Source organism: Neobacillus drentensis (assembly GCF_036962765.1).
GTDB lineage: Bacteria > Bacillota > Bacilli > Bacillales > Cytobacillaceae > Neobacillus > Neobacillus drentensis_C.
Map to the genome: position 1 here is coordinate 22,369 of NZ_JBALOS010000079.1, position 26,050 is coordinate 48,418.

Annotated in this window: 31 protein-coding genes and 1 pseudogene; 26 read left to right on the plus strand and 6 right to left on the minus strand. The window is 39.5% G+C overall.

The genetic code is table 11. From position 1 onward, the window contains the following. Positions 1 to 54 precede the first annotated feature (54 nt). On the plus strand, positions 55 to 819 hold the full coding sequence (locus V7137_RS11600; protein WP_335698232.1) for a TIGR01457 family HAD-type hydrolase: 765 nt from the start codon (positions 55 to 57) through the stop codon (positions 817 to 819). A gap of 32 nt (positions 820 to 851) precedes the next feature. On the opposite strand, the gene V7137_RS11605 is transcribed toward V7137_RS11600, so the two are convergent. After that, positions 852 to 1,355, minus strand: coding sequence for a phosphatidylglycerophosphatase A family protein (locus V7137_RS11605; protein WP_335698233.1), 504 nt, complete (start codon positions 1,353 to 1,355; stop codon positions 852 to 854). A 193-nt stretch (positions 1,356 to 1,548) separates the two neighbouring features. Between V7137_RS11605 and yutH the strand changes: the two genes are divergently transcribed. Continuing rightward, positions 1,549 to 2,559 (plus strand): spore coat putative kinase YutH, encoded by a 1,011-nt coding sequence (yutH, locus tag V7137_RS11610; protein WP_335698234.1) that lies wholly within the window; start codon positions 1,549 to 1,551, stop codon positions 2,557 to 2,559. A gap of 221 nt (positions 2,560 to 2,780) precedes the next feature. Here the strand turns inward: yutH and V7137_RS11615 are convergent, their stop codons facing one another. Continuing rightward, complete coding sequence (locus V7137_RS11615) at positions 2,781 to 3,017, minus strand: NifU family protein (protein ID WP_218348798.1); 237 nt, start codon at positions 3,015 to 3,017, stop codon at positions 2,781 to 2,783. Between the two features lie 152 nt (positions 3,018 to 3,169). Between V7137_RS11615 and V7137_RS11620 the strand changes: the two genes are divergently transcribed. Next, the gene (locus V7137_RS11620; protein ID WP_335698235.1) at positions 3,170 to 3,496 is read left to right on the plus strand and encodes a YuzD family protein; all 327 of its coding nucleotides are present in this window, start codon (positions 3,170 to 3,172) and stop codon (positions 3,494 to 3,496) included. 78 nt (positions 3,497 to 3,574) lie between these two features. Here V7137_RS11620 and V7137_RS11625 read toward each other — a convergent pair whose 3' ends face one another. After that, the gene (locus tag V7137_RS11625) at positions 3,575 to 4,642 is read right to left on the minus strand and encodes an NAD(P)/FAD-dependent oxidoreductase (RefSeq protein ID WP_335698236.1); all 1,068 of its coding nucleotides are present in this window, start codon (positions 4,640 to 4,642) and stop codon (positions 3,575 to 3,577) included. A gap of 227 nt (positions 4,643 to 4,869) precedes the next feature. Here V7137_RS11625 and V7137_RS11630 point away from each other — a divergent pair, with 227 nt between their 5' ends. After that, positions 4,870 to 5,109 (plus strand): YuzB family protein, encoded by a 240-nt coding sequence (locus V7137_RS11630; RefSeq protein WP_335698237.1) that lies wholly within the window; start codon positions 4,870 to 4,872, stop codon positions 5,107 to 5,109. A gap of 170 nt (positions 5,110 to 5,279) precedes the next feature. Next, positions 5,280 to 5,645: an iron-sulfur cluster insertion protein ErpA gene (gene erpA / locus V7137_RS11635; protein ID WP_335698238.1), complete on the plus strand. Its 366-nt coding sequence runs from the start codon at positions 5,280 to 5,282 to the stop codon at positions 5,643 to 5,645. 84 nt (positions 5,646 to 5,729) lie between these two features. Here the strand turns inward: erpA and V7137_RS11640 are convergent, their stop codons facing one another. After that, on the minus strand, positions 5,730 to 6,728 hold the full coding sequence (locus V7137_RS11640; protein WP_335698239.1) for an NAD(P)/FAD-dependent oxidoreductase: 999 nt from the start codon (positions 6,726 to 6,728) through the stop codon (positions 5,730 to 5,732). Positions 6,729 to 7,194: 466 nt separating this feature from the next. Between V7137_RS11640 and V7137_RS11645 the strand changes: the two genes are divergently transcribed. The 9 genes from V7137_RS11645 to kapD all read left to right on the plus strand — a co-directional run bounded on the left by V7137_RS11645 (position 7,195) and on the right by kapD (position 13,942). After that, positions 7,195 to 8,412 (plus strand): NAD(P)/FAD-dependent oxidoreductase, encoded by a 1,218-nt coding sequence (locus tag V7137_RS11645; RefSeq protein WP_335698240.1) that lies wholly within the window; start codon positions 7,195 to 7,197, stop codon positions 8,410 to 8,412. Between the two features lie 94 nt (positions 8,413 to 8,506). Beyond that, positions 8,507 to 8,998, plus strand: a complete 492-nt coding sequence (locus V7137_RS11650) for an NUDIX hydrolase (RefSeq protein WP_335698241.1) — start codon at positions 8,507 to 8,509, stop codon at positions 8,996 to 8,998. Positions 8,999 to 9,156: 158 nt separating this feature from the next. Next, positions 9,157 to 9,282 carry a YuiA family protein gene (locus V7137_RS11655; RefSeq protein WP_218348806.1) on the plus strand — a complete coding sequence of 42 codons (126 nt, stop codon included), beginning with the start codon at positions 9,157 to 9,159 and terminating at the stop codon, positions 9,280 to 9,282. 159 nt (positions 9,283 to 9,441) lie between these two features. After that, the gene (locus V7137_RS11660; protein WP_218348807.1) at positions 9,442 to 9,765 is read left to right on the plus strand and encodes a YuiB family protein; all 324 of its coding nucleotides are present in this window, start codon (positions 9,442 to 9,444) and stop codon (positions 9,763 to 9,765) included. A 125-nt stretch (positions 9,766 to 9,890) separates the two neighbouring features. Beyond that, positions 9,891 to 10,499 carry a 3D domain-containing protein gene (locus V7137_RS11665; protein WP_335698242.1) on the plus strand — a complete coding sequence of 203 codons (609 nt, stop codon included), beginning with the start codon at positions 9,891 to 9,893 and terminating at the stop codon, positions 10,497 to 10,499. Between the two features lie 116 nt (positions 10,500 to 10,615). Next, positions 10,616 to 12,121, plus strand: coding sequence for a leucyl aminopeptidase (locus tag V7137_RS11670; RefSeq protein ID WP_335698243.1), 1,506 nt, complete (start codon positions 10,616 to 10,618; stop codon positions 12,119 to 12,121). Between the two features lie 282 nt (positions 12,122 to 12,403). After that, entirely contained in the window at positions 12,404 to 12,634 is a 231-nt protein-coding gene (locus V7137_RS11675) for a hypothetical protein (protein WP_335698244.1), read from the plus strand. Between the two features lie 121 nt (positions 12,635 to 12,755). Next, positions 12,756 to 13,139: a hotdog fold thioesterase gene (locus V7137_RS11680; protein WP_218348816.1), complete on the plus strand. Its 384-nt coding sequence runs from the start codon at positions 12,756 to 12,758 to the stop codon at positions 13,137 to 13,139. Between the two features lie 179 nt (positions 13,140 to 13,318). Then, positions 13,319 to 13,942 carry a 3'-5' exonuclease KapD gene (gene kapD / locus V7137_RS11685; RefSeq protein ID WP_218348817.1) on the plus strand — a complete coding sequence of 208 codons (624 nt, stop codon included), beginning with the start codon at positions 13,319 to 13,321 and terminating at the stop codon, positions 13,940 to 13,942. A 90-nt stretch (positions 13,943 to 14,032) separates the two neighbouring features. Here kapD and V7137_RS11690 read toward each other — a convergent pair whose 3' ends face one another. After that, complete coding sequence (locus tag V7137_RS11690; protein WP_335698246.1) at positions 14,033 to 14,419, minus strand: kinase-associated lipoprotein B; 387 nt, start codon at positions 14,417 to 14,419, stop codon at positions 14,033 to 14,035. A 167-nt stretch (positions 14,420 to 14,586) separates the two neighbouring features. Here V7137_RS11690 and V7137_RS11695 point away from each other — a divergent pair, with 167 nt between their 5' ends. The 7 genes from V7137_RS11695 to V7137_RS11725 all read left to right on the plus strand — a co-directional run bounded on the left by V7137_RS11695 (position 14,587) and on the right by V7137_RS11725 (position 19,135). Then, positions 14,587 to 15,330 (plus strand): peptidylprolyl isomerase, encoded by a 744-nt coding sequence (locus tag V7137_RS11695; RefSeq protein WP_335698247.1) that lies wholly within the window; start codon positions 14,587 to 14,589, stop codon positions 15,328 to 15,330. A gap of 93 nt (positions 15,331 to 15,423) precedes the next feature. After that, complete coding sequence (locus V7137_RS11700) at positions 15,424 to 15,633, plus strand: hypothetical protein (RefSeq protein WP_335698248.1); 210 nt, start codon at positions 15,424 to 15,426, stop codon at positions 15,631 to 15,633. Positions 15,634 to 15,729: 96 nt separating this feature from the next. Beyond that, positions 15,730 to 16,278 (plus strand): superoxide dismutase family protein, encoded by a 549-nt coding sequence (locus V7137_RS11705; RefSeq protein WP_335698249.1) that lies wholly within the window; start codon positions 15,730 to 15,732, stop codon positions 16,276 to 16,278. 181 nt (positions 16,279 to 16,459) lie between these two features. Continuing rightward, entirely contained in the window at positions 16,460 to 16,786 is a 327-nt protein-coding gene (locus V7137_RS11710) for a hypothetical protein (RefSeq protein ID WP_335698250.1), read from the plus strand. 140 nt (positions 16,787 to 16,926) lie between these two features. Continuing rightward, on the plus strand, positions 16,927 to 18,126 hold the full coding sequence (locus V7137_RS11715) for an alanyl-tRNA editing protein (RefSeq protein ID WP_335698251.1): 1,200 nt from the start codon (positions 16,927 to 16,929) through the stop codon (positions 18,124 to 18,126). Positions 18,127 to 18,443: 317 nt separating this feature from the next. After that, the gene (locus tag V7137_RS11720) at positions 18,444 to 18,821 is read left to right on the plus strand and encodes a PH domain-containing protein (RefSeq protein WP_335698252.1); all 378 of its coding nucleotides are present in this window, start codon (positions 18,444 to 18,446) and stop codon (positions 18,819 to 18,821) included. A gap of 50 nt (positions 18,822 to 18,871) precedes the next feature. Next, positions 18,872 to 19,135, plus strand: a complete 264-nt coding sequence (locus V7137_RS11725; RefSeq protein WP_335698253.1) for a DUF1871 family protein — start codon at positions 18,872 to 18,874, stop codon at positions 19,133 to 19,135. A 162-nt stretch (positions 19,136 to 19,297) separates the two neighbouring features. Here V7137_RS11725 and V7137_RS11730 read toward each other — a convergent pair. Then, positions 19,298 to 19,492 (minus strand): annotated as a pseudogene (locus V7137_RS11730) (helix-turn-helix domain-containing protein); the annotation flags it as partial. A 336-nt stretch (positions 19,493 to 19,828) separates the two neighbouring features. Here V7137_RS11730 and yugI point away from each other — a divergent pair. The 5 genes from yugI to V7137_RS11755 all read left to right on the plus strand — a co-directional run bounded on the left by yugI (position 19,829) and on the right by V7137_RS11755 (position 25,841). Beyond that, complete coding sequence (gene yugI / locus V7137_RS11735; protein ID WP_218348831.1) at positions 19,829 to 20,215, plus strand: S1 domain-containing post-transcriptional regulator GSP13; 387 nt, start codon at positions 19,829 to 19,831, stop codon at positions 20,213 to 20,215. A gap of 210 nt (positions 20,216 to 20,425) precedes the next feature. Next, positions 20,426 to 21,631: an ornithine--oxo-acid transaminase gene (locus V7137_RS11740; protein WP_335698254.1), complete on the plus strand. Its 1,206-nt coding sequence runs from the start codon at positions 20,426 to 20,428 to the stop codon at positions 21,629 to 21,631. A 186-nt stretch (positions 21,632 to 21,817) separates the two neighbouring features. Next, the gene (locus V7137_RS11745; protein WP_335698255.1) at positions 21,818 to 23,101 is read left to right on the plus strand and encodes a Glu/Leu/Phe/Val family dehydrogenase; all 1,284 of its coding nucleotides are present in this window, start codon (positions 21,818 to 21,820) and stop codon (positions 23,099 to 23,101) included. Positions 23,102 to 23,220: 119 nt separating this feature from the next. Then, on the plus strand, positions 23,221 to 24,384 hold the full coding sequence (locus V7137_RS11750; protein ID WP_335698256.1) for an iron-containing alcohol dehydrogenase: 1,164 nt from the start codon (positions 23,221 to 23,223) through the stop codon (positions 24,382 to 24,384). Between the two features lie 110 nt (positions 24,385 to 24,494). Further along, positions 24,495 to 25,841 carry a glucose-6-phosphate isomerase gene (locus V7137_RS11755; RefSeq protein WP_335698257.1) on the plus strand — a complete coding sequence of 449 codons (1,347 nt, stop codon included), beginning with the start codon at positions 24,495 to 24,497 and terminating at the stop codon, positions 25,839 to 25,841. Positions 25,842 to 26,050 lie beyond the last annotated feature (209 nt).

Here is a 26,050-nt window from a genome sequence, read left to right on the forward strand (position 1 = left end):
TTTGTGCGGTCTTTTTACTTTATTTAAGAACTAAACCTTTAGGAGTGATTATTTATGAAAAAATACAAAGGGTATTTAATTGATTTAGATGGAACAATGTATAAAGGCTCAGAGCGGATTGAAGCCGCATCAGACTTCGTGAAAAAACTCCGGGAACTACAAATCCCTTATCTTTTTGTGACCAATAATTCATCAAGGACGCCGGCACAGGTGGCTGAAAAGTTGACACAGTTTGATATCCCCGCACAAGAGAAGCAGGTTTTTACAACGAGCCAAGCAACGGCCAATTACATTTATGAACGGAATAATGATGCAACTGTTTATGTGATTGGAGAAGAGGGGATTCGGAGGGCGCTAGCAGAAAAGGGCCTAAAAAATGGCGGAGAAGATGCCGAGTTTGTCGTGGTCGGAATCGATCGAGAAATTAGTTATGAAAAATTGACGATCGCCTGTTTGGCCGTTCGTAACGGCGCGACGTTCATTTCTACAAATGGAGATATTGCCATTCCAACTGAACGAGGGCTGGTTCCTGGGAATGGCTCACTAACATCCGTGATTACGGTTTCCACACAAACTAAGCCGATTTTTATTGGCAAGCCTGAATCCATTATAATGGAACAGGCTTTAAAGGTCTTAGGGACTGCGAAGGAAGAGACATTAATGGTCGGCGATTATTATGACACCGATATCCTAGCAGGCATGAACGCAGGGTTGGATACATTATTAGTACATACGGGGGTTACGACGAAAGAACTGTTAACTGGCTATGACCGAATGCCAACTTATACGATTGATTCCTTAGATCAATGGAAGATATAAAAAAGGATGGGGAAACCCATCCTTTTTTCGCGTTATTTCCCTTCACGTGCGGCCCGGTGAGCAAGTCTGCTGGATGCCGCCGCAGCAATTGCCCCAACGATATCATCTAAAAAAGTATGGCATTCTCCTGTTGATTTATCATTTAAATGCGCTAATATTCCTGGTTTTAACTTGTCGATATAACCGTAATTCGTAAAACCGATTGATCCGTAAACATTGACAATCGAAAAGGCTAGAATTTCATCCACACCATAGAGGCTTTCATCTGTACCAATGATCGATTGAAGAGGCTCCTCGAGCATTCCTTTTTCGGCAAGTATATCGAGCTGAATTCCTGTTAAAATAGCATTTTGAACCTCACGTTTTGAAAGAACTCGTTCCACGTTGGCTAAACAGTCTTCCATTTTCAAGTTCTCATGATATTTTTCCTGCAAAAAGAAAACTAAATCAGCGATATCCTGTACTTCGACGCCTCTTTCTTTCAGCCATCTGCGTGCCGTTTCTTCGGTTTGATTTACGTTTTTGTCGTCTGCCATTCCTCTGATCACCTTTTCTATGGATTTTCACTATATATACTGTATTATTCTAACTTATGCAAATTCATTCTAAAAAAGAGCATAGTTAAAACCTTATATTATCCTTCATTTTTCAACGTTATTCAGGAACAAGTTTTATGAAGCTAAAACATATACATGAAGTAAGAAAAGGGAAAGAAATGAGGTGGACCCTATGCTGCAGAAAATGCTGGAGAATCAATATGGCATTTCGGTCGATGAATATGTAAAACTAGATACGTATGACGCGTTAAGAGGGAATGGCTGGCTCTATTTAATCTCGAGACCAACAGGCAAGGAAGAAGAAGATATTGTCGAACTTGAAAAAATCGCCGAGCATTTACGAAATTATGGCGATCAAAATGTCCCTGTCTTTTTGCCCACCAAAGAAGGTCAATTTATTACGGAATGGGAAAAAAGTAAATATTGTGTCCTTGCCAATCGGCAAATGGAAGAACAAAAGAAAATTAAATTGGGCAGGAAATTGGCTAAATTCCATGAGCGAGGCAGAAAGGTTCCCTTTCAAATTGAGAGGTCAAGCAGGATCGGACAATGGAAGTCATTATGGGAGAAGCGGCTGGAGCAAATGGAAAAGGTATGGAATGGTCTTCTTTTTCAAACACCGGAAGATGAATTCCAACGGATGTTTGTTGATTCTTTTCCGTATTATCTTGGCTTAACGGAGAACGCTATTCAATATTTAGTGGATACAGAGATTGATGATGAACCACTTGATACGGATAGCGGTACCGTTTGTCATGAACGTTTTACTCAAAAGACCTGGGGGCCGGTCAATCATTATATGATCAAAAACCCGTTCGATTGGGTACTTGACCATCGCAGCCGAGATATAGCTGAATGGACAAGGGAAAGATATTTTCACAATTCCCAAACCTATGATGTGGAATTAAAGCGCTTTTTTGAAGAGTATCAAAGTATTGCTCAGTTGTCGCCTTTTTCCTGGCGGTTGTTGTATTCCCGTTTGATTTTCCCGCTCCATTACTTTGAATGTATTGAAAGTTATTATATAACTACATCGGAACAGGATAAAAAGGTATTGGAAGAAAAGTTAATGAGAATTTTACGACAATCCGGTGAATATGAACGGTTTTTGGCTCGCTTTTATCAACTAACTGATGCGCCGATAAAGCGTTTAAAACTGCCCCTATTGGAATGGCTTTACTAAATAAAAGGCTCTGTTAAACTTGCCTGTTGATTTCCGCTCCAGGCGCTTCGCTTTCCGCGGGCGGTCCGGGGAGCCTCCTCGTCGCTGCGCTCCTGCGGGGTCTCCCCTCTCCCGCAGGAGTCTTCGCGCCTTCCTCTCCAATCAACAGGGTGCCAAAATCAACAATATGCTTTAACATAGAAAAATAAAAAAGCGATTACCTTGGGGTAATCGCTTTTTTATTAGAATACTTGCTCTACTTCAACAATGCCTGGTACTTCTTCTAAAAGTGCTCTTTCGATACCAGCTTTAAGAGTGATTGTTGAACTTGGGCAGCTGCCGCATGCACCTAGCAGGCGAAGTTTGACAATGCCATCCTCAACATCTACTAATTCACAATCTCCGCCGTCGCGAAGAAGAAATGGACGTAATTTATCTAATACTTCTTGAACTTGTTCAAAGATTTCTTGTTCTGCCAAATTAATCGACTCCCTTCCTATAATTTATATTATAATGTCATCAACGTGAAAAATCCATTATCAGAAATTAGGAAGACACACATTTATAGACATTTCCTTGGTTATTTTCGTAAAAATGAGTTAACCTGAAATAAAAAGACAGGAATGATTAGATGAATAGAACTGAAGTAGAAATTGTAGTTTATGGGGCTGAACAATTGTGCCCCAGCTGTGTAAATTTACCATCTTCCAAAGAAACATTTGAATGGCTGGAAGCGGCTATCGCCAGAAAATTTCCTGACCAGCCCTTTAAAATGACGTATGTTGACATTTATCATCCGGCAGGGGAGAGCGAAAAACGTAACTTTGCCAAAAAAGTAATAGAGGAGGATATGTTTTATCCGGTGGTTGTCATCAAAGAAAAAATTGTTGGCGAAGGGAACCCGCGATTAAAGACCATTTTTTCCGAACTAGAGAAATACGGTTATCAGGCAATATAATGAAAAAAAGCATTCCACGAAAAGGAATGCTTTTTTGTCTGAATCCAGCTCGTCATGAAACGAGAGCGGAATTTATGATCACCCATTATGAAATTTGTACATCCACAGTATACCGGATTTGAGCAGACGGGCGACCCGACCTGTAATGGCGCGGTCAGCCATCATCCCAAACCCGTGTTTTTTGCCAAGGGAACCAAGGATTCCCTTTAATTTAATTTGTGGGAAGGAGGTTGGAGGCTCTTCGCCTTTCCAACGTCTTTTTAATACTTCGACAATTTGTTCTGCTTGTCCTTCCGCTAATTGTGCACTTGGTGCATGAGGAAGACTTGCACAATCGCCGACTATAAAGATGTGTTCATCATTTGGTAAATGGTGGAGTGGGGTTAAAACGAGTCTTCCCATTCCATCTTTTTCCCCGTCCATATTGCGGACAATTTTATTGGCTTGGATTCCTGCTGTCCAGACAATCACATCACAATGGATCGGCACATCGTGATTATATAATATATTTTCTTCGACCCTGGTAATATTAGAGCTGTTTATAATTTCAACATTGTTCTTTACAAACCAATTTTCTACATATTTGCTTAACCGTTCCGGGAACGCGGAGAGGATATGCTTGCCTCTATCAAATAATTTGATGGTTAAATCATCCCGGCTTTCACTTAATTCACTTGCTAACTCTACGCCGCTGAGACCCGCCCCAACAATACCAACAACGGAGCCAGGGCCCAAATTGTTTAAAACGGAGTAGGTAAGTCGAGACTTTTCTATAGACTGTATACTGTAAGTAAACTGATCCGCTCCGGGAACATCATGATACTTGTCCTCACAGCCAAGACCAATGATTAATTCATCATAGACAATCGGTTCGGCGTCCTTTAGTGTGATCTGTTTTTCAGTTGTCTGAATACCGATAACCTCACCATACATTACTTTGAGTCGTGGGTGTTCCGGAAAAGCAACCCTTACCTCTTTGTCAGAGATTGTTCCTGCAGCTAATGCGTAGTACTCCGTTTTTAAGCAATGGTAGGGTACACGGTCCACAAGTGTTATCATCATGTCTTCTGGTAAATGGTTTGGGAGAAGCTCGCTTAATAACTTCATCCCGCCGTAGCCGCCACCTAGAATTACAAGGTTTTTCATTTTTATATCCCCTTTTAGTATCAGGTTTTCATATTTAGAGTTGGCTGTAGTGTCAAAAAATAAATTCTAAAATAATAATTCCGTTCCTTTTCCAAATACGAGTATAGCGGAATTGTGTCGAAATAACAACAAAATTCATGATTTTCTTGACATTGAGATAGTAAACATGGTAATTGACGGAGCTGTATAAATAGAGTAGGATAATTAGTTGTGGAGAGGTGAAAGCAATGATTCAACCCATCATCGAATTTTGCGTAAGCAATCTTGCGAATGGTGCACAAAAGGCACTGGAGAAATTAGAAAAAGATCCTAATTTGGATATTATTGAATACGGATGTCTTGGCTATTGCGGAAAATGTGCGTCCACGCTATATGCACTCGTTAACGGAGAAGTAGTAACTGGGAAAACTCCTGATGAGCTGGTCGATAACATTTATCAGTATTTAGAAGAAAATCCAATGTTTTAAGATAAGCGGAAACGCCCCTAGGCGTGGAGCTGGACAATAAATATAGAGGGAGCATGCCGCTCCCTTATTTATATATATGGCATAAAATAATTAATGGAAATCTGATTATTTGAGTAGTGAATAAACTCTGTATATAATTTAAGAAAAGCCTCATATTGGGAGGGAATATTATGAGTAATGATGTAGTTATTTTAACAGAAGCAGCATCGCTGCATATTAAAGAAATGATGAAGCATAACGAAGAAGAAGGTGCACTGTTGCGTGTCAGCGTAAAAGGCGGCGGTTGCAGCGGTTTATCCTATGGGATGGGTTTTGATCATACAGTAAATGATGATGATTTGAAGTTAGAACAATTTGGAATTCAGATTTTAGTTGATAAAGAGAGTGCAGCCATTTTACAAGGAACCAAAATTGATTATAAAGAATCAATGATGGGCGGAGGCTTTACGATTGAAAATCCTAATGCGATCGCATCATGCGGATGCGGTTCATCGTTCCGTACGGCTACAGCTACAGGTACTCCGGAAGAATGCTAATTATTAATGAAAAAAGCGTCCACATTGGGACGCTTTTTTCATTATCTCCACTAGGAAAGCTCCGTCTATACGGACGCTTCCACTTTAATTATTGAACATAGAGGAGCTGTGTAATGGCTGAATTTTGGCTTTTGGATCAATAAACGCTTTTGCGTTATTAACAGCTGTTGGTGCTTCACCAAAGCCACACGCGATTAACTTTACTTTACCTTCATACGTGCAGATATCACCCGCAGCATAAATTCCAGGTATGTTTGTTTCCATTTTCGAATTTACGACAATCGAATTCTTTTCGATCTCTAAGCCCCATTCCTTAATTGGTCCTAACGAAGAGACAAAACCATAGTTACAAATAACGGCATCCACATCTAGTGTTACTTTCTCATCACCAGTAACGGTTTCAAGAACAACCTGTTTAATGCCGCTTTCATCACCAATCAGTTCAGCAGGTACATAAGGTGTTTTCACATCCACTTTTGAGTTAAATAAGTTTTCAACACTATGCTCGTGTGCACGGAACTTATCTCTGCGGTGGACAATTGAAACTTGTTCTGCAATAGGCTCAAGCATTAAGGCCCAATCAACTGCAGAATCGCCGCCGCCAAAAACAACCACTTTTTGACCGGCAAATTTATTTAAATCCTCGATAAAGTAGTAAAGATTTTTACGCTCATATTGAGCCGCACTTTCGAGTTCTAGACGTCGTGGTTGGAATGCACCATTTCCAGCTGTAATAATAATGGTTTTAGAATAATGGACTTCTTTATTCGTTGTTAATTTAAATGTTCCATCTTCCAGCTTTTCCAATTTTTCAACAGATTGCTCAAGTGCAACTGTTGGTTCGAATTTGCTCATTTGATCTTTTAAATTATTTATTAATTCTTGTGCACGGATTTTTGGGAAACCGGCAACATCGTAAATATACTTTTCCGGATAAAGCGCGGATAATTGACCGCCTAATTGTGGTAAACTCTCAATAATTTTCACTGATGCTTGTCTCATTCCACCGTAAAAGGCAGTAAAAAGACCAGTTGGACCTCCACCAATGATTGTTATGTCATAAACTTTTTGTTCTGCTTGCACTCCGTATCCCCCCAACCTGTAGTAACATCTCCATCCATTATAATATCACAAAATAGAAAATTCTCACATCTTTATAGGGTAATATTCACAATTGAAGCAATTTTTAAAACATTGTTTATTAATCCTAATGAGATTCAATTATCTTCATAAGCTAAGAGAAAAAATTTATGAAAATTGCTTGATAATCGTATAAAAGTAGCATAAGATGTATTGAGGATAGATTGTTAAATATTTGTGACATAAAAAGCACATTTTGGTGTCACAAAGTAAAATAATTACATTCTTACATTCTTAGCAAAATTCCTCGCTTGACCTATATGCATTCTAGGAAGTTCGTTTTTTTTAGTCATGTTCGTGAATTATATCACATACATTTTTTTATTATACAAAATAAAAATGGTCATTGCAGTGGAAACTAAGAAAAAAAGGGTTTATCTAAAAAATATTAAGGGTGGAAGTGATCACTTTGAGAAAGCCTAAAATTGTGATTCTTGGTGCTGGTTACGGTGGACTAATGACAACAGTTCGCTTACAGAAGTTAATCGGCGTTAATGAAGCTGACATTGTATTAGTGAATAAAAATGACTACCATTATGAAACCACATGGCTGCATGAGGCTTCTGCAGGAACATTGCATCACGACCGTGTACGTTATGATATCCGTGATGTAATCGACAGCAGTAAGGTGGATTTTGTTCAAGATTCTGTAATGGAAATTAATAAAGAGGAAAAGAAAGTTATTTTAGAAAAAGGCGAAGTCAACTATGACTTCCTTGTTATTGCCCTTGGCGGAGAGCCAGAAACATTTGGAATTAAAGGATTAAAAGAATATGCATTCGGAATCTCAAATGTAAATTCTTCGCGTCAATTGCGTGAGCATATCGAATACCAATTTGCCACATACAATATGGAAGAAGTGAAAAACGACAATCGTTTGGCGATCGTTGTTGGTGGTGCTGGCTTTACAGGAATTGAATTCCTTGGTGAATTAACAAATCGAATTCCGGAATTATGCCATGAATATGATGTTGATTCTCACAAAGTAAAAATTATTTGTGTTGAAGCTGCCCCAACAGTACTTCCAGGTTTTGAACCAGAACTAGTGAATTATGCTGTGTCCCAATTAGAACGTAAAGGTGTCGAATTCTTAATCGGAACAGCGATCAAAGAATGTTCGGAAGATGGCATCGTTGTAGCAAAAGGTGAAGAGGAGCCACGTGAAATCAAGGCTGGTACTGTAGTATGGGCCGCTGGAATTCGCGGGAACTCTATCGTAGAAAAATCAGGTTTTGAAGCAATGAGAGGCAGAGTAAAAGTTCAGCCAGATCTTCGCGTTCCTGGTTTCGATGATATCTTCATGATCGGTGACAGCTCTCTCATGATTAATGAAGAAATCAACCGTCCATATCCACCGACTGCACAGATTGCTATGCAGCAAGGTGAAGTATGTGCTCGCAATATTGCGGCATTAGTTCGTAATAAATCAGAGTTAGAAGTTTTCAAATTCGACAACAAAGGAACCGTTTGTTCCCTTGGTGAAGATGATGCAATTGGTGTTGTATTCGGTAAGAAAATTACTGGTGCAAAAGCATCCTTCATGAAAAAAGTAGTCGATAATCGCTCTCTTTACATGATTGGCGGCGCCGGACTTGTATTGAAAAAAGGGAAGTTTAACGTTTTCTAATAAGAAAAGGGCGAAAATTTCGTATCAGGGACAGAGAAATCTGTCCCTTTTTGATATGATTAAATTAATTAATTTTGTGTAAGGGGGAGATTCGGTGAGTAATCGTGAAAAACGGGGCAAGGTTTGGTTAGCTGTTGCTGGGGTTGTAAAGTCAAAAGAAGGGCAGTGGCTAGTTGTTAAGAAACGCTATGGAGGCCTAAAAGGCCAATGGTCGCTCCCCGCGGGCTTTGTTGAGATGGGAGAAACAGCAGATGAAGCCGTAATTAGGGAAGTCCTCGAAGAAACCGGCATCCAATGTCGGGTGAAAGGACTCATTGGGCTAAGGACCGGTGTAATCAATGGAGAAATCAGTGATAATTTACTCCATTTTCTTCTTGAACCCGTGAATGAAGTAGAGGTGAGCCATCAGGATAACGAGCTCTTTGAAGCAAAATTTATGGCACCGGAAGAGTTACTCCTCGAAAAAGACGCATCCATCATCCTTCAATACCTGATCAGAAATGACATTACCTTCTCAAAGCAAGCTATAGATAATCTTAACCCTGGTGACCAGTTTGGCTATACAGCTTATAAATTATTTTTGTAATTTTTAGAAAATTTAAGGAACGCTTCGTTATTGGAAGAAAACTTGACATGTATCCGCTTTCTCGTTCGAATTTGCCCAATTTCCGTCCTTTCCTTTTTAGCGAATTCTTGATATATTATCAGAAAATTAAGTTAATTAGTTAAGGAGATGAAAGAACCATGACAGTTAAAAGCGTAGATTCAAAGACTTGTGATTATTGTTCGGGGAAAGGTTATTTTCAACTGGTCCTAGGTGGATCCGAAACCTGTAGTTGCTGTGGAGGAACTGGTAAGAAAAAAGAATAAGGCAGGTATTATTGTCTGAATCGATAACGACTCAATGCGCTTCTTCGAATCATATTCGGAGGGCTTTTTTTTTGAATGGGAAAGAAAAAATTTCGTTTATATTGACTCCTTTTTCGACATTCAGTACACTAAATGTTGATGTATAAGGGGGAATCTCGGATGCAAATGAGCATTGTTGTCTTAATCATATCAATTTTACTATTCTTTGTATTATTTTTTGGAATTGGATTTATTCTCAATATGCTGCTTAGAATGTCATGGGTTATGGCTGTAGTTTATCCTATTGTGGCAATTTTTATTGTAGATAAAGTGCGTTTTAGTGAGTATTTTACAAATAGTAAAATGGCATTTACTGATTTGGGCCAAAGATTTACTTCGTTAGCCACTGCAGATATTCTTATATTAATAAGCGGACTAGCTGGCGCGGTTGCGGCAGGCTTCACAATCAAACTATTACGAAAAAATGGATATCAGATGTTTTAGGACTTTTACAATAGGTAAGAGTCTTTTTTTGTAAATAGATCCACTCCTGTAAAATTTTCCTTTTCCTTTTTTGAATATTTTCCTTCAGCTTGGGAATGAATATTTTGGGAGGAGTGAAAATTTTGATGAATAATATGAAACATTGGACAAGGCGTTTTGCCATGATATGTCTCTTCTTAATGGCAGTCTTTGCGACCTTCCAATCAATCTCTGGAGTCAATGCACAATCGTTTTTAACCCAATTTGCGTCTGTTCTTGCTTCGACTGAGCCTGTATCAGGAACACAAAGGTCCTTAGAGAACGAAATCGATTGGTCTAAATACCCTAAATTAACGGTTACTGCTACTGGTTATACTGCAGGAGTAGAGTCAACAGGAAAAAGTAAAGGTCATCCTGAATATGGGATTACTTACTCGGGTGTAAAAGTAAAACGTGATTTATTTTCAACCATCGCAGCCGATTTAAATGTATTTCCAATCGGAACAATTCTCTTTATCCCAGGATACGGTTATGGTGTGGTTGCCGATAAAGGCGGAGCCATAAAAGGGAATGAACTAGACCTCTATTATGAAACTGTTGAAGATGTTTATAATAAGTGGGGGAAAAAGGAACTCGATATCTATGTGGTACAAAAAGGAAATGGGAAACTGACTGAACAAACACTGAAGGACTTAAATGAGGATAAATCAATGCAAGTTTTCCGTGGACAGTATATTAGTTCTGAAAAAAGATAGAAGCAGGCTGCGGGCCTGTTTTTTATTTTTACTAGCAAATTTAAAATAATTAGTTGCTCGAAATAAACACGGTTATTCGCTATAATTAAACACGTATAATATGGAGGTGAGGTAGTTTGTTTTATGTTAAACAGGAATTAGAACTATCAACAGAGCAGGAAGGTTTAGTCATAGGCCTTTTTGATAAACCAGAAAAATTTTCTGGAAAATTAGCTATCATCGATGAGAAGTTTAATGGGCAGTTAACGGAACTGGTAAAATCGGGTGATATATCTGCTAAATTAAAGAGTAACAGTAAAGTACATAGTTTAGGCAAAATCGGTCCAAAGCGAATTTGGTTTGTAGGTCTCGGGAAAGAGAAGGAGTTTTCTTTTGAAATTTTAAAATCAGCATTTGGCCGGCTTTTTAAAGAAGTGAAAACAAGTAAGCTTGAAGAAATAGCAGTTTATTTAAATTCCTTTACATCCGAGAAAGTGGATGCTTTAGATGCAGCGCATGCGATGAGTGAAGCATTTGCCCTCTCCACTTATCAATTTGAAGGGTACAAGCAAAAATCGAACGAACCGGAGAAAAAGCTGGGTCAGCTAACGGTTTATTGTGATACCGTAGAAGAAGAAGAAGTCCAAGCCTCATTAACCGTAGGATATGCGTTTGGAAGAGGGACTAATTCAGCACGAACACTCGTGAACATTCCGGGCAATCTGTTAACGGCAACAGATTTGGCTAATTACGCACAGGAACTAGGGAGTAAATATACTTTCGAAGTGGAAATCTTAGATAAGGCCGAAATAGAGAAACTCGGAATGGGAGCATTCCTTGCAGTGAACCAGGGGTCAACAGAACCTCCGAAAATGATTGTCATAAAATATCAAGGAAAAGATGAATGGACAGATGTCATCGGCTTAGTAGGCAAAGGGATTACTTTTGATACGGGCGGTTATTCCATTAAAACTAAATCAGGGATCGTGGGGATGAAAACTGATATGGGTGGAGCAGCATCGGTTTTAGGCGCAATGGAAATCATCGGGGAGATACAGCCCGAGCAAAACGTGGTCGCGGTCATTCCTTCTACAGATAATATGATTAGTGGCCATGCCTTTAAGCCTGATGATGTAATTACATCAATGAGCGGTAAAACCATCGAGGTATTAAATACGGATGCTGAAGGCCGCCTTGTATTAGCAGATGCGGTCACCTATGCTAAACATCATGGCGCCGATTACCTTGTTGATGTGGCCACCTTAACCGGTGGAGTCATTACGGCCCTCGGCCTCCATACGACAGGGGCAATGACCAATCATGAACCATTATATGATCAAGTCCTGGAGGCTTCTAGAGAGGCAGGCGAGCAAATGTGGCAGCTGCCATTGTTTGAAACGGAAATTGAGCGAGTTAGAAACAGTAAAGTCGCCGATTTAAATAATTCCCCTGGCAGTGAAGGACATGCGCTTGTTGCTGGTGCATTTATTGGTGAATTTGCAGAAGGCACACCTTGGGTTCACTTAGATATTGCCGGGACAGCCACTACCGCAAAGGCATATGATTTAGGTCCTGCCGGTGCAACCGGAGTCATGACCCGTACCCTTGCCTTATTTGTAGAACGGTTTGAACCAATCAAATAATTACTTTTACTGTCCTCATAAGCACCTTTTGAGGACAGTTTTTTTATATTACGGGATTCCTCGGTGGGTTGCTATTAAGGTAAGATAAAGCCCTCTTATTTGCCCGGAACCTCCGTCCCAAAGCCAGCACGATAAGATACCTCCTACATCTCTGACTAAATCTTCATACCATAAACAAAATAACTTTTATGACATTTTCGGATGTTTAGTTTGCCCACTCCAAACCCCTTCATGTCGCATATGAAATAGTGTAGGCAAGTATAGAGGAAGGAGGTTTGCTGCATGTACCCTTATTATCGGAATCCTCATCAAGGAGGGGACCAAAGATTTATTGGCTTTGGTTTTGGATTGCCGTTACTTGGCGGCTTTTTAGGCGGCTTATTAGGAGGCGCGTTAATTAGCCGACCATTTTATGGTGGTTACGGATATCCTGGTTATTATCCACCGCCACCACCACCGCCGGTTGGCCCATTTTATCCAGGCTACGGTGCCCCATATCCATATTATTACTAAAACGAGAAAAACAGCTCTTGGGCTGTTTTTTTATGGAAAAAGTGATGTTTTAAAGGAAAATACGTTTATAAAGCGAATAGTTTATATAGATAGCATCAGCTTACATACAGGAGGAATCAAAATGATTGAAAATACATTACTTCAGTCACTCGGAATTGAAATAACCCAACTCGAAAAGGGAAAGGTAATGGCAACCATGCCGGTGGATGGGCGTACTCTCCAACCGCACGGAATCCTGCATGGCGGGGCATCTGTTGCATTGGCAGAAACGGTTGCTAGTGTAGGTGCCTATGAACTAGTAGATAAAGAAACAGAGGCTGTTGCTGGTTTAGAGATTAATGCAAATCATGTTCGTCCTAAATCTGAGGGTCAGGTTACAGCCATTGCTACTGTTCTGCATCAAGGTAAAACAACTCAAGTGTGGGATATTAAAATCACAGACGAGCAGGATCGCCTTATTTGCGTATCAAGATGTACCATGGCAGTCATTAAATTGAAAAAATAAGCATAATTTAAATTGGAATGGAGTTCATAGCCATTCTTTTTTATTTATATTGATTAAAAATTTAAAAAATTAACTTTAATTTCGTGTTATAATATAAAAAAAATAGAAAAAAAGCACAATTTTTTGTACATGTTTCTTTATATAATGTAGTAAGAGGAAACGTAAAGGTGGTGAAATTGATGAGGGCAAGACGGCAATATTTGTTTATCGATTTTGAGTTTACAATGCCTGAACGGAATGTTCGCATGAAGGATTTTTATGCGGAAATTATCGAAGTCGGAATTGTTGCGGTCGTTGATGACCAAGTGACAGAACAATTTTCATCTTTTGTTACTCCTCTTAAGTTCCCAAAACTTACTGAACGCTGTAAATCCTTTTTACATATTTCTCAGCAGCAGGTAGACAATGGGTTATCTATTTTTGAGCTTGTGAAGAAATTGGAGGAGTTCAATAAGCAGAATTATGAAACAACCATTGTTACTTGGGGAAATATGGATATGAAGGTGCTTCGGCATAATTGTTTAAAGGCAGGGGTTCCATTTCCCCTAAAAGCTGCTGAATTGGATCTTTCCATGGAATATAAACGGTTCTTTGGTGATCAGAACCAAACCGGCCTCTGGAAGGCGGTTCAGGAATATGGAAAAGAAGGGACAGGCAAACATCACCGGGCACTAGACGATGCATTGACTACCTTTAATATATTCAAACTCGTTGAAAAGGATAAACGTTATTTAGAAAAACCAGAACCAACAACCATTGGGGACCGGATTGATTTCTCCAAGTTATTAAGCGAATTCGCATAAAAGGCCAAATCATTCATATTGATTTGGCCTTTAATGTTATAACAATGTCTCAGTTCGTAGTACACCAGTCCAGCCCCGGCTGAACAGGACTTACGCTTTTAGTTTATAATCCCTCTCAAGCGATTCCAACGCTCTTAGACTCATCTCAGCCCATTCTGAAGGGGTTTCCGCTAATTCCTGTTTCATTTTGGCTAACGTCTCTTTTAACGATCCCATATAATCAGGAACTTCATTTTCATAAGACTTCACCATTTTGAAAGGAATATTCGCTTGCTCACGATAACTGAGTGCTTTTCTCTCATGAAAAAAAAGCACATCCGCATCTTTAGGGTTATGTAAATCTCCTTGCATTGGATGTTTAAGTACAGCAAGAACCCTCACTAAATAATGCTGAGGGCGTACCTCTGTTATTTCACCGATATATTTCCCCGTTTTATAAATGGCAGTAACAATCTGACCGATTTGTAATTCTGACATCACCAACACCCCTCACGACAATGATTTATTATTTAAAACAGTCTAGCTGCGGTTCCTAAAAAAGGTCTCTCGCTTTTCCTCTTCCATTTTAATATGAAACATAGTAAATTAAAAACAATGTGAAAAATAAAATTTCGGTTAAAGTGAAAAAATTGGAGGAAAGATATATGAGAAAGAATCTGCAATTCTTCATAACATTATTTACAATTGTTTTAGTTTTGGCTGCCTGTGGGACAAGCACGAAGAAAGAAGAGTCTGCACCTAAAACCACCGCGTCAAAAACAGAACAGAAGGAAGGGGAACAAAAAGTGACTAATGTCGTCTATCCTCAGCTTTCAACAGAGGTGCTTGATAATGAAAAGCTTGTTGAAATGGAAACGTCAATGGGAAACATCAAGATCAAATTGTTTCCAGAGTATGCCCCGAAAGCTGTTGAGAACTTTGTAGAACATAGTAAAAAAGGTTACTATGATGGATTGATTTTTCACAGGGTCATTAAAGATTTCATGATTCAGGGTGGTGACCCTAGTGGTAACGGGACTGGCGGGGAGAGCATTTACGGACAGCCTTTTGAAGATGAATTTTCTAAAAACCTGTATAATCTCCGTGGTGCCTTATCAATGGCTAATTCGGGCAGCAACACGAATGGCAGTCAGTTTTTTATTGTCCAAAGCTCGTCACTGGATCCAGCCATGAAAGAACAAATGGAAAAAGCAGGCTATCCAAAAGATATTATTGAAGCTTATGATAAAAACGGTGGCACACCATGGCTCGACCATCGTCATACTGTTTTTGGCCAAGTAATTGAAGGCATGGATGTCGTAGATAAAATTGCAGACACTCCTGTTGGTGCCCAAGATAAACCTGAAAAGGACGTTATCATTAAGAAGATTAAGGTGTTAGAAGAATAATCAATTGGTCGAAGATTGAGAAAGTGGTATGAAATGTTTTTTATTGCTATAATTAATTTTTAGAGCATGTCCTTTAGAGAAAGGGAGAGAAAAATGTTTCATCCATCCGTACTTTCGTTATTTTTATACTTTCCAGAAGATAAATCAGAATATATACCTGCTGCGATCAGCTTGTTGATTTTCATAATCGGTGCCTTTCTTACGATGCGTTTAATCGTATTGGTCTCGAAACGGGAGGCTAAAAAGGCAAAAGAATTAGAAGAACAATTGAAAAATCAAGAGCACTCTCAAAGGAACAGTTAACCCGATGCTGTTCCTTTTTCTTTTATTCTTCGATTGGATAAAGGAGAGGGGGATTGTCCATACTAAGGGCAAATTGTCTAGTGTGGGGGTATACAGATGAAGAAAAGCTGGTTGATCATTCCACTGCTCATTCTTACAGGATGCACTGAAAAGAATATCAGAAAGCTTGATGTGGAGATGTATAACGCGGTCGGGGATTCTCTCGGTAAAGTAAAGGTAGCTGAGCAAGCTAGCGGTGTTAAATTATCAGTAGATTTAAAGGGCCTTCCTGCGGGGGAACATGCCATTCATATCCATAGCAGTGGAAAGTGTGAAGCGCCAGATTTTAAATCAGCAGGAAATCATTTTAATCCCGATAATAAGGAACATGGGCTTCTCCACCCTAAAGGTGCCCATGCAGGGGATTTACCTAACTTAATTGTTGGTGATGATGGGTCTGTAAAAGCTGATATTATGGCACCCAATGTAACCTTAAAAGATGGAAAGACATCATTGTTTACTAAAGAGGGTACAACGATCGTGATTGATGAAAGAAAAGATGATGGTATGACACAGCCTTCAGGAGACTCTGGAAAACGGATTGCCTGTGGTGAAATTACAAAAAATAAACAAGCTGGTCAAAAGAAAGCACAGGATGAGAAATAATATTTTGAAAGGCTATCAACTAAACGTGATAGCTTTTTTTAGTTGTGAGGATTTTCATTGTTATAAATATGGAACCATCCTGATGATGGTTTTTATTTTTTTCTTAAAATTAGGTAAGAATCTAAGCTTATCCTGAAAGTGGACATACACTAGCATGGAGACGGTTTAGGAGGCGATAAGTTTGGAAAAAAGACAATTCTATGGAGGATATCCGGGACAACCTGGATACCAGCAAATGGGAGGCTATCCACAAATGGGAGGCTATCCGCAAATGGGAGGCCACCCACAAATGGGAGGCTATCCGCAAATGGGAGGACACCCACATATGGGTTATCCACAAATGGGAGGCTACCAAATGCCTGGCCATTCCCATATGATGGGCGGTCAGCAATCAGGGTCCCCTCAAATGATGGGCGGTCAACAAACTGGTTTCCCACAAGGCATGGGCGGTTCCCAGCAAAGTGGACAAAAACCACCAACGTTTGGCCAGCGAAAAGAAAAGAAGTAACCATGATCAACTAGGATTTGTGGAATTCTAACTGTCCCTTTCATAAAGGGGCAGTTTTCTTATACCTTGATTTATCCACTCTTTTTCCCGACAATAAGTATATATATTAGTTAACAATACATAGGAGAGTGTGCAGCAACATGGAGAACAAACTGTATTATCAGGATCCCTATTTACGAACATTTATAGCTAAGGTGGTAAAACAAGAACAAAATACTGCTGGCAACTGGTACGTTGTATTAAATCAAACCGCCTTTTATCCTACCGGCGGCGGTCAGCCACACGACTTTGGAACGCTTACTGATAGAAATGTACTAAATGTCGAAGAAATCGATGGAGAAATTCGTCATTATCTGGACAGGCCGTTAGATGACGTTGGCGAGGAAGTCATCGGGAAGATCGATTGGGAAAGACGCTTGGATCATATGCAGCAACATGCGGGCCAGCATATTTTATCTGCCGCTTTTGATCACCTATTTGCGTACAAGACGGTCGGGTTCCATTTAGGCGCTGAGCTGCTCACAATCGATTTAGAGACGGAAAATCTTAGCCAGCAACAAGTACAGGAGGCTGAAGAACTTGCCAATCAAATCATCCTAGAAAACAGGCCGATCGAGACGAAATGGGTGACGGAAGATGAACTGTCTCATTATAAGCTCCGAAAAGAGACAAAAGTCAAAGAGGATATCCGCCTAGTGATTATTCCTAATTTTGATGATAATGGTTGCGGCGGGACCCATCCAAAGGGGACTTTGGAGGTGCGCGCAATAAAAGTATTAGATTGGGAACGTCAAAAGAAAAAGGTGCGTGTTCAATTCGTTTGTGGAAATCGGGTGGTTACACAACTTGGGCAAAAACAAAAGGTTCTTTTAGAATTAACGAAACTCCTCAATGCACCTGAAAAAGAAATGGAGCAAGCAGTCCTTCGTCTTCTTGAAACGAACAAGGCAGTAGAAAAAGCCCTTGAACAAACACAGGAAAATCTCTTTCATTATGAGGCGAAAGACATACTAGGAAGAGGGAATGATAAGGAACAGTATATGCTCGTCAGCGAAGTATTTCAAAATCGATCCATTCAAGAACTTCAGAAGCTGGCCCGGATTATTACTACTGAAGAAGAAAACGCCCTTGTTTACTTTGTGTCTGAAAATGATAACCGGCTCCAGCTTGTTTGTGCGCGTGGACAAGCTGGAACAGAAAGCATGAAAAAAGTCATCGCCAATGCCCTTCCACTTATTAATGGAAAGGGTGGGGGAAATGATTCCTTTGCCCAGGGCGGCGGTGAGGCACTACTGTCTGGGGAGCAAATGCTCCAGCAGATTTTAGAAAAAACACGCTAGCTCAAAAAACAGGCCTCCAATCCAGGAGGCCTGTTATACTTAATTAAGGCTCTTTACGTAAACTTTGTTGCTATTGGATTATATCCCCCTTTGAGGTTGATACTTGAATTTTATAATCTAGGAATTTACAATGATATTAAAAAAATGGTATTTTTAACATTTTTTAAGGTGAATGTGGATGAAAATGAAAAATAATAATTTCATGCGATTTTTGAGTAAAGTATACGGGAGTTACACCCGGGCAATATAAAAATGCTTATATAACAAAAAGGAAGATTGGGCTTGAAGCAAATTATTAGGATAAGAGGGTGAAGTCAATGGGTTTTTTAGATGGTTTAATGGGGAATGCCTCCGAAGTGAATGTCGCTGATGTCCAGAGAGAATTCGGGAAAGTCCTTTCACCGAATGAAAACATAGATAAAGCGTACAAGTTAATACGTGATATGTTTATTTTCACCAATAAACGCTTAATCCTAGTGGATAAACAGGGATTAACGGGGAAAAAGGTAGAGTATCATTCTATTCCATATAAAAGCATTACTCATTTCAGTATTGAAACCGCAGGTAACTTTGATTTAGATGCTGAATTGAAAATTTGGATATCTGGGAATGCGTTGCCACTACAAAAGCAATTTAATAAGAACTTGAACATCTACGAACTTCAAAGTGTTCTAGCGGAATATGTGCTAAAATAAGTCCAATACGCAAGGGTTAAAATTATGCAATAAATTAGGAGTTAAAGACAATGAGAAAAGAATTGCAGACGAATTTACAATATGTGGATATATTAAATGAGTGGGACCCATTCCGATTAACGAATGGTGGTTATGACACAGAAATCGCTGATACGATTCAAGCGATCCATGAACTCGATGATTCTAATGAGTTGGCGAAAAGAATTCAAAGCATTTATGAATTTTCATTTGAAAAAATCATACCGATCGAAGAATGTTTAAAAATAGCCAAAGAATTATTAATGATAAAAGAAAATGATGCTTGTTCCATTTAATAGTTCAAGCAAAAAAAGGACATTCCAATAATGAATGTCCACTTCAAAAAGGGGGAATACTAGAAAGCCTTATGATATAAGGTTAACCAGTATTCCTTTCTTTTATACAGTTGTGAACAGAAAAAATGATTTTTTTACCAAATTACTTTTTTATCACTATTTCTGTTCTAATAATTCTGTAGCAGGAAGATCTAAAACAGTAGATAACTTTAACAATGTTTGTGTGCTTGGAACTTGTTCCCCAGATTCGTACTTTTCAATGGTTTGGATTCCCACTCTTACCTTTTGTGCCAGCTCCTCCTGAGACATGTTGAGCATTTCGCGGGCATTTTTAATGGTTTGGCCGATTGTATTCAAACTGATTCACCTCTCCTTTAAAAATAGATTTCCTCACTATTAGTTTAACACGATTGGTAAATCTTTCTTACCTTATCCTTGAACAATCTGTTAAGAATTAACCTTTGAATTAATTTACTCCCTTTCCGTGGGATCGCCCGTTTGGCGCCTCTCGGTCTTCCTCACTAAGGGGTTTCACCTGCTCACGTGCCCGCATGAGTCTCACGAATTTTGCTAAATCATTCCTTTTGCAGGGAAGTTTATTCTCATTCCTTTTTGATTTAAGGGATTCTTTGTGATATAGTATTATAATGCGTATATAAGGGATAAAATAATTATTTAATTAGGAGTGTTTTCATGTCAGAAAAGATCGAAACTGGAAGTATTTTAACAGGTAAGGTAACAGGAATTCAACCATATGGAGCGTTTGTAGCGCTAGACGATAATACTCAAGGCCTTGTCCACATTTCTGAAATTACACATGGTTACGTTAAAGATATTAATGACCACCTTAAAGTAGGGGACGAAATCAAGGTTAAAGTTTTATCAGTAGATGAAGGTGCAGGGAAAATTGGACTTTCCATCCGTGCAACAGAGGAAGCTCCTGTTCAACAGGCTGCTCCAAAAGCAAAGAAGCCTCGTAAACGCCAAGTGGCAGCGATTATTCCGGAAGTGGAAGGCCAACAAGGTTTCAACACATTAAAAGATAAGCTGCAAGAATGGATTGACCAGTCACAACGATAAGATTTAATAAAAAAATAATTTCAAGAGAAGCCTAGACCCAATGCGTTAATTTGCATGGGGCTAGGCTTTTTTTATTTTGAAATTCCACAAAATATACAAAAACAGAGCCTTTTCCATTTATAAAGTTTTGCTGAGGTGTTCATTCTTTTTTCATGCTCGGCTACAATAGAACTATATGGTCATATTTTTTCGCTAAACGGAGGAGTTTTTATGACAACCAATGTAAATACGAATGAAGTAATTGCTAAGACAGAGAAATATGGAGCAAAAAATTATCATCCGCTCCCAATTGTGATTACTCGTGCAGAAGGTGTGTGGGTACAGGATCCTGAAGGTAACAAATATATGGACATGCTTAGTGCTTATTCAGCTGTAAACCAAGGGCATCGTCACCCCAAAATTATTCAAGCATTAAAGGACCAAGCAGATAAAGTTACCTTAACTTCCCGAGCCTTCCACAATGACCAGCTTGGCCCATGGTATGAAAAAGTTTGTCAGTTGACGAAAAAAGATATGGTATTGCCAATGAATACTGGGGCAGAAGCAGTGGAGACGGCGGTGAAAGCAGCACGACGCTGGAGTTATGATGTCAAGGGTGTGGCAGAGAACCAAGCAGAAATTATTGCTTGTGTTGGAAACTTTCACGGCAGGACTATGACAGCTGTTTCCCTCTCATCCGACGAGGAATATAAACGCGGGTTTGGTCCGATGCTACCAGGGATTAAACTGATCCCATATGGTGATTTAGCGGCATTAAAAACGGCAATTTCGCCCAATACGGCTGCATTTTTAATTGAACCGATTCAGGGAGAGGCAGGAATTGTGATTCCGCCTGCAGGCTTCATGAAGGCTGCATTGGATTTATGTAAAGAAAACAATATTCTGTTTATTGCTGATGAAATCCAAGCAGGCTTGGCCCGGACTGGTAAAATGTTTGCCTGTGAGTGGGAAGGAATCGAACCGGACATGTATATTCTCGGGAAAGCACTTGGCGGCGGGGTGTTCCCTATTTCGTGTGTAGTTGCTAACAAAGATATTTTAGGTGTGTTTAATCCGGGATCGCATGGATCTACCTTTGGAGGAAATCCGATGGCATGTGCGGTTTCCATTGCGGCACTAGATGTGATTGTTGATGAAAAGCTTGCTGAAAAATCACTAGAACTTGGTGAGTATTTTATTAACAAATTGAAAGAAATTAACAATCCGATGATTAAAGATATTCGTGGTCGAGGCTTATTTATCGGTGTAGAACTAACACAGCCTGCCCGCAAATACTGTGAGCAATTAAAGGAGCAAGGGCTATTATGTAAAGAAACACATGATACAGTTATTCGTTTTGCACCTCCGCTTGTCATTACTAAAGATGAAATGGATTGGGCAATAGAGAGGATCAACAACGTACTTGGAAATAGTTAAGGCTCTATTCGTAAACTTTGTGCTTTTGGATCTTAATAAGGATCATTTACTAAGTTTCTAGCCAATTTTCGCAAATGTTCTTACGAAAAGATGCCACGAAGCATCTAGTTTTACGGGTTGATGAACTTATACGAAAAACAACAATCTATGCGAAAATAGCCATAGTTAAAAACTAGGGGTGCAAAAATGGGGATAAATGATGTAACAAATAGTGGTGGTGAAAAGGGAATAGAGAAATTAGACCTGCTCACATCAACACAAATTGTTATTCATGATGCATTAAAAAAGATGGGCTATAACGAAGAAATGTACGAATTATTGAAAGAACCATTACGAATGTCAGATGTAAGAATTCCAGTGCGGATGGATGATGGTTCTACCAAAATATTTAACGGGTTTAGGGCCCAGCATAATGATGCGATTGGACCAACCATGGGCGGTGTCCGCTTTCATCCTCAAGTGACAGCGAATGATGTGAAGGCATTATCGATGTGGATGAGTTTGAAGTGTGGAATTGCCGATTTACCTTTTGGCGGGGGAAAAGGGGCGATTCTTTGTAACCCGCGAACGATGTCTTTTGGTGAACTTGAGCGATTAAGCCGAGGATACGTGCGTGCGATAAGTCAAATTGTTGGACCAACGAAGGATATCCCTGCACCCGATATGTACACCAATTCTCAGATTATGGCGTGGATGATGGATGAATACAGCCGTCTCCGTCAATTTGATTCTTCTGGCTTTATTACAGGCAAACCACTTGTGTTAGGAGGTTCTGAAGGCCGTGAAAAGGCGGGAGCAAGGGGAGTAACCATTTGTATTAAAGAGGCAGCCAAAAAACGCGGCATTAACATCAAAGGAGCCCGTGTGATTGTTCAAGGATTTGGGAACGCTGGCAGTAATATTGCCAAGTTTATGCATGATGCTGGAGCGATTGTAGTTGGAATTTCTGATGTGTATGGTGCCCTTTATAACCCAGATGGATTAAATATAAATTATCTGCTCGACCGCCGTGACAGCTTTGGTACAATCACGACGCTTTTCGAGGGGACCATTACCAATCAGGAATTGCTCGAACAGGAATGTGATGTGTTGGTTCCTGCAGCAATTTCCAACCAAATTACTGCGCAGAATGTACACAATATTAAGGCGAAAATTGTCGTGGAAGCTGCAAATGGGCCGACGTCGCTAGAGGCAACTTCTATTCTCACTGACCGGGGAATACTGCTCGTTCCAGATGTTTTGGCAGGAGCAGGCGGTGTAACTGTTTCCTATTTTGAATGGGTTCAAAATAAGCAAGGTTTTTATTGGAGTGAAGAGGAAGTAGAAGTGAAATTGCATAATAAACTGATAAAATCGTTCCATGATATTTACGAGCTGGCTCAAACGAACAATGTAAATATGCGTTTAGCGGCATATATGATTGGTGTCAGAAAAATGGCAGAGGCATCATTATTTAGAGGCTGGGTATAAAAAAACTTCCTTCCATCATTACGATGTAAGGAAGTTTTTTTTTACGGTGAACTAAGCTAGTTTTTGCAAAATAAACCATAATAATTAATAATGTATTAGGTAAAGGATGGTGAATGTTTATGGAAAATTTTACTTTTTGGAATCCAACTAAATTAATCTTTGGAAAAGGGGAGTTGGACCAATTAAAAACAGAAGTACCCCGTTATGGTAAAAAGGTTTTGCTAGTCTATGGGGGCGGAAGTATTAAAAGAAGCGGTTTGTATGAAAAGGTGATCAACTTATTAGCTGAAATCGGAGCAGAGGTTTTTGAACTTCCTGGAGTGGAACCGAACCCACGGATTACTACTGCACGAAAAGGGATCGAAATCTGTAAACAAGAGGGAATAGAATTCTTGCTAGCGGTTGGCGGCGGAAGTGTCATTGATTGTACAAAGCTGATTGCTGCTGGTGCAAAATATGAGGGGGATGCCTGGGATCTAGTTATTAAAAAGGCATTTGCAAAAGATGCACTTCCATTTGGAACTGTGTTAACACTTGCGGCAACCGGGTCTGAAATGAATGCAGGCTCCGTTATTACAAATTGGGAAACAAATGAAAAATACGGCTGGGGAAGTGCAGTTACCTACCCAAGATTTTCTATCTTAGACCCCGTTAACACATTTACCGTACCAAAGAATCAAACGATTTATGGAATAGTCGATATGATGTCACATGTTCTTGAACATTATTTTCATCTAGAGGAAAATACGGATTATCAAGACCGAATGTGTGAGTCTTTATTAATCACAGTGATGGAAACGGGACCTAAGCTGCTTTCTGACCTAGAAAATTACCAGCACCGGGCAACCATTCTTTACTGCGGGACGATGGCTCTCAATGGAATCTTGAATATGGGATACCGCGGCGATTGGGCTACACATAATCTTGAACACGCGGTATCAGCCGTTTATGATATTCCTCATGGCGGCGGATTAGCTATCCTATTCCCACATTGGATGAGGCACAATCTAGCGGTGAAACCGGAACGCTTTAAGCAGCTTGCTGTTCGTGTGTTTGGAGTAAACGATGAAGGCAAGAGTGCAGAACAAACAGGGCTCGAAGGAATTCAGAAATTACGTGAGTTCTGGAATAGCATTGAAGCACCGGCACGGTTAGCTGATTATGATATTGATGATTCGAAACTAGAGTTAATGGCTGATAGAGCGATGGAAAACGGAGAGTTTGGAAACTTTAAAAAGTTAAATCGTGAGGATGTATTAGCCATTTATCGTGAATCACTATAATGAAAGAAATTTGTCGAAATTGGGTGCGCTTTCACTATTAGACCTTCCTTGATAATCAGCTCATCATTCGATAAAGTGGAATATGTAAATAAAATTATGGAGGATCATGCATGACACACGTTCGTTTTGATTACTCAAAAGCTTTAACCTTTTTTGGAGAACATGAACTTACATATCTACGTGATGCTGTAAAGGTTGCTCATCATTCCCTACATGAGCAAACAGGCGCGGGCAGTGACTTTTTAGGATGGATTGACCTGCCAACTAATTATGACAAGGAAGAATTTTCACGCATTCAAAAATCAGCTGAGAAAATCAAAGCTGATTCTGATGTTCTTCTTGTTATTGGGATCGGCGGATCTTACCTTGGGGCAAGAGCGGCGATTGAAATGCTTCAGCATAGTTTTTACAACGTACTTCCAAAAGAAAAACGAAACACACCTCAAGTGATTTTTGTTGGTAATAACATTAGTTCTACTTATATGAGAGATTTAATCGACCTTCTTGATGGAAAAGACTTTTCTATCAATGTCATTTCTAAATCGGGAACAACTACTGAACCAGCTATTGCTTTCCGTATTTTCCGGAAGCTTCTCGAAGAAAAATACGGTCAAGATGAGGCGCGTAAACGAATTTATGCGACAACGGACAAAGCAAGAGGGGCTCTAAAGACCTTAGCAACAGAAGAAGGTTATGAGACATTTGTGATTGCTGATGACATTGGCGGACGATATTCAGTTCTTACAGCAGTTGGATTGCTTCCAATTGCAGTGAGCGGAGCAAACATTGAGAAAATCATGGAAGGTGCAAAGGAAGCACAAGCTGACTTTGGCCATTCCGAACTTGAAGATAATGCCGCTTACCAATATGCTGCCGTGAGAAATGTGTTATACAATAAAGGCAAAACAATTGAAATGCTGATTAATTATGAGCCAGGCTTGCAATATTTCTCCGAATGGTGGAAACAGCTATTTGGAGAAAGTGAAGGAAAAGACCAAAAAGGTATTTATCCTTCCTCAGCCAATTTTTCAACGGATCTTCACTCGCTTGGACAATATGTTCAAGAAGGGCGCCGTGATTTGTTTGAAACGATTATTAAGGTTGAAAGCCCTCGTCACGAACTAACAATTGAAGCTGTTGAAAATGATCTAGATGGTTTAAACTACCTTGCTGGCCAAACCGTTGACTTTGTTAATAATAAGGCATTTCAAGGGACCATGCTCGCACACACAGATGGCGGCGTTCCAAATCTAATTGTTACTATACCAGCGATGGACGAGTATACATTAGGATACCTGGTTTATTTCTTTGAAAAGGCCTGTGCCATGAGCGGATATTTACTTGGAGTAAATCCATTTGATCAGCCTGGTGTTGAGGCATATAAAGTAAATATGTTTGCCCTTTTAGGGAAACCAGGATATGAAGAGAAAAAAGCTGAATTAGAACAACGATTATAATTTCCAGAAAAGAGATCTGATCATTTGTATAACGGTTTCTCTTTTGGGAGAGAAAATATTAGTATAAATACTTGATTTGCAGACCAATTATCACCTAATTGGTCTTTTTTTTGTTGAGATAACAAAGTTTTTATTAAAATAACAACATTTTAAAACGTAAAAAATAAGTAAAACAATATATTTTCCAAACCTGTCCGAAGTAACCTCAG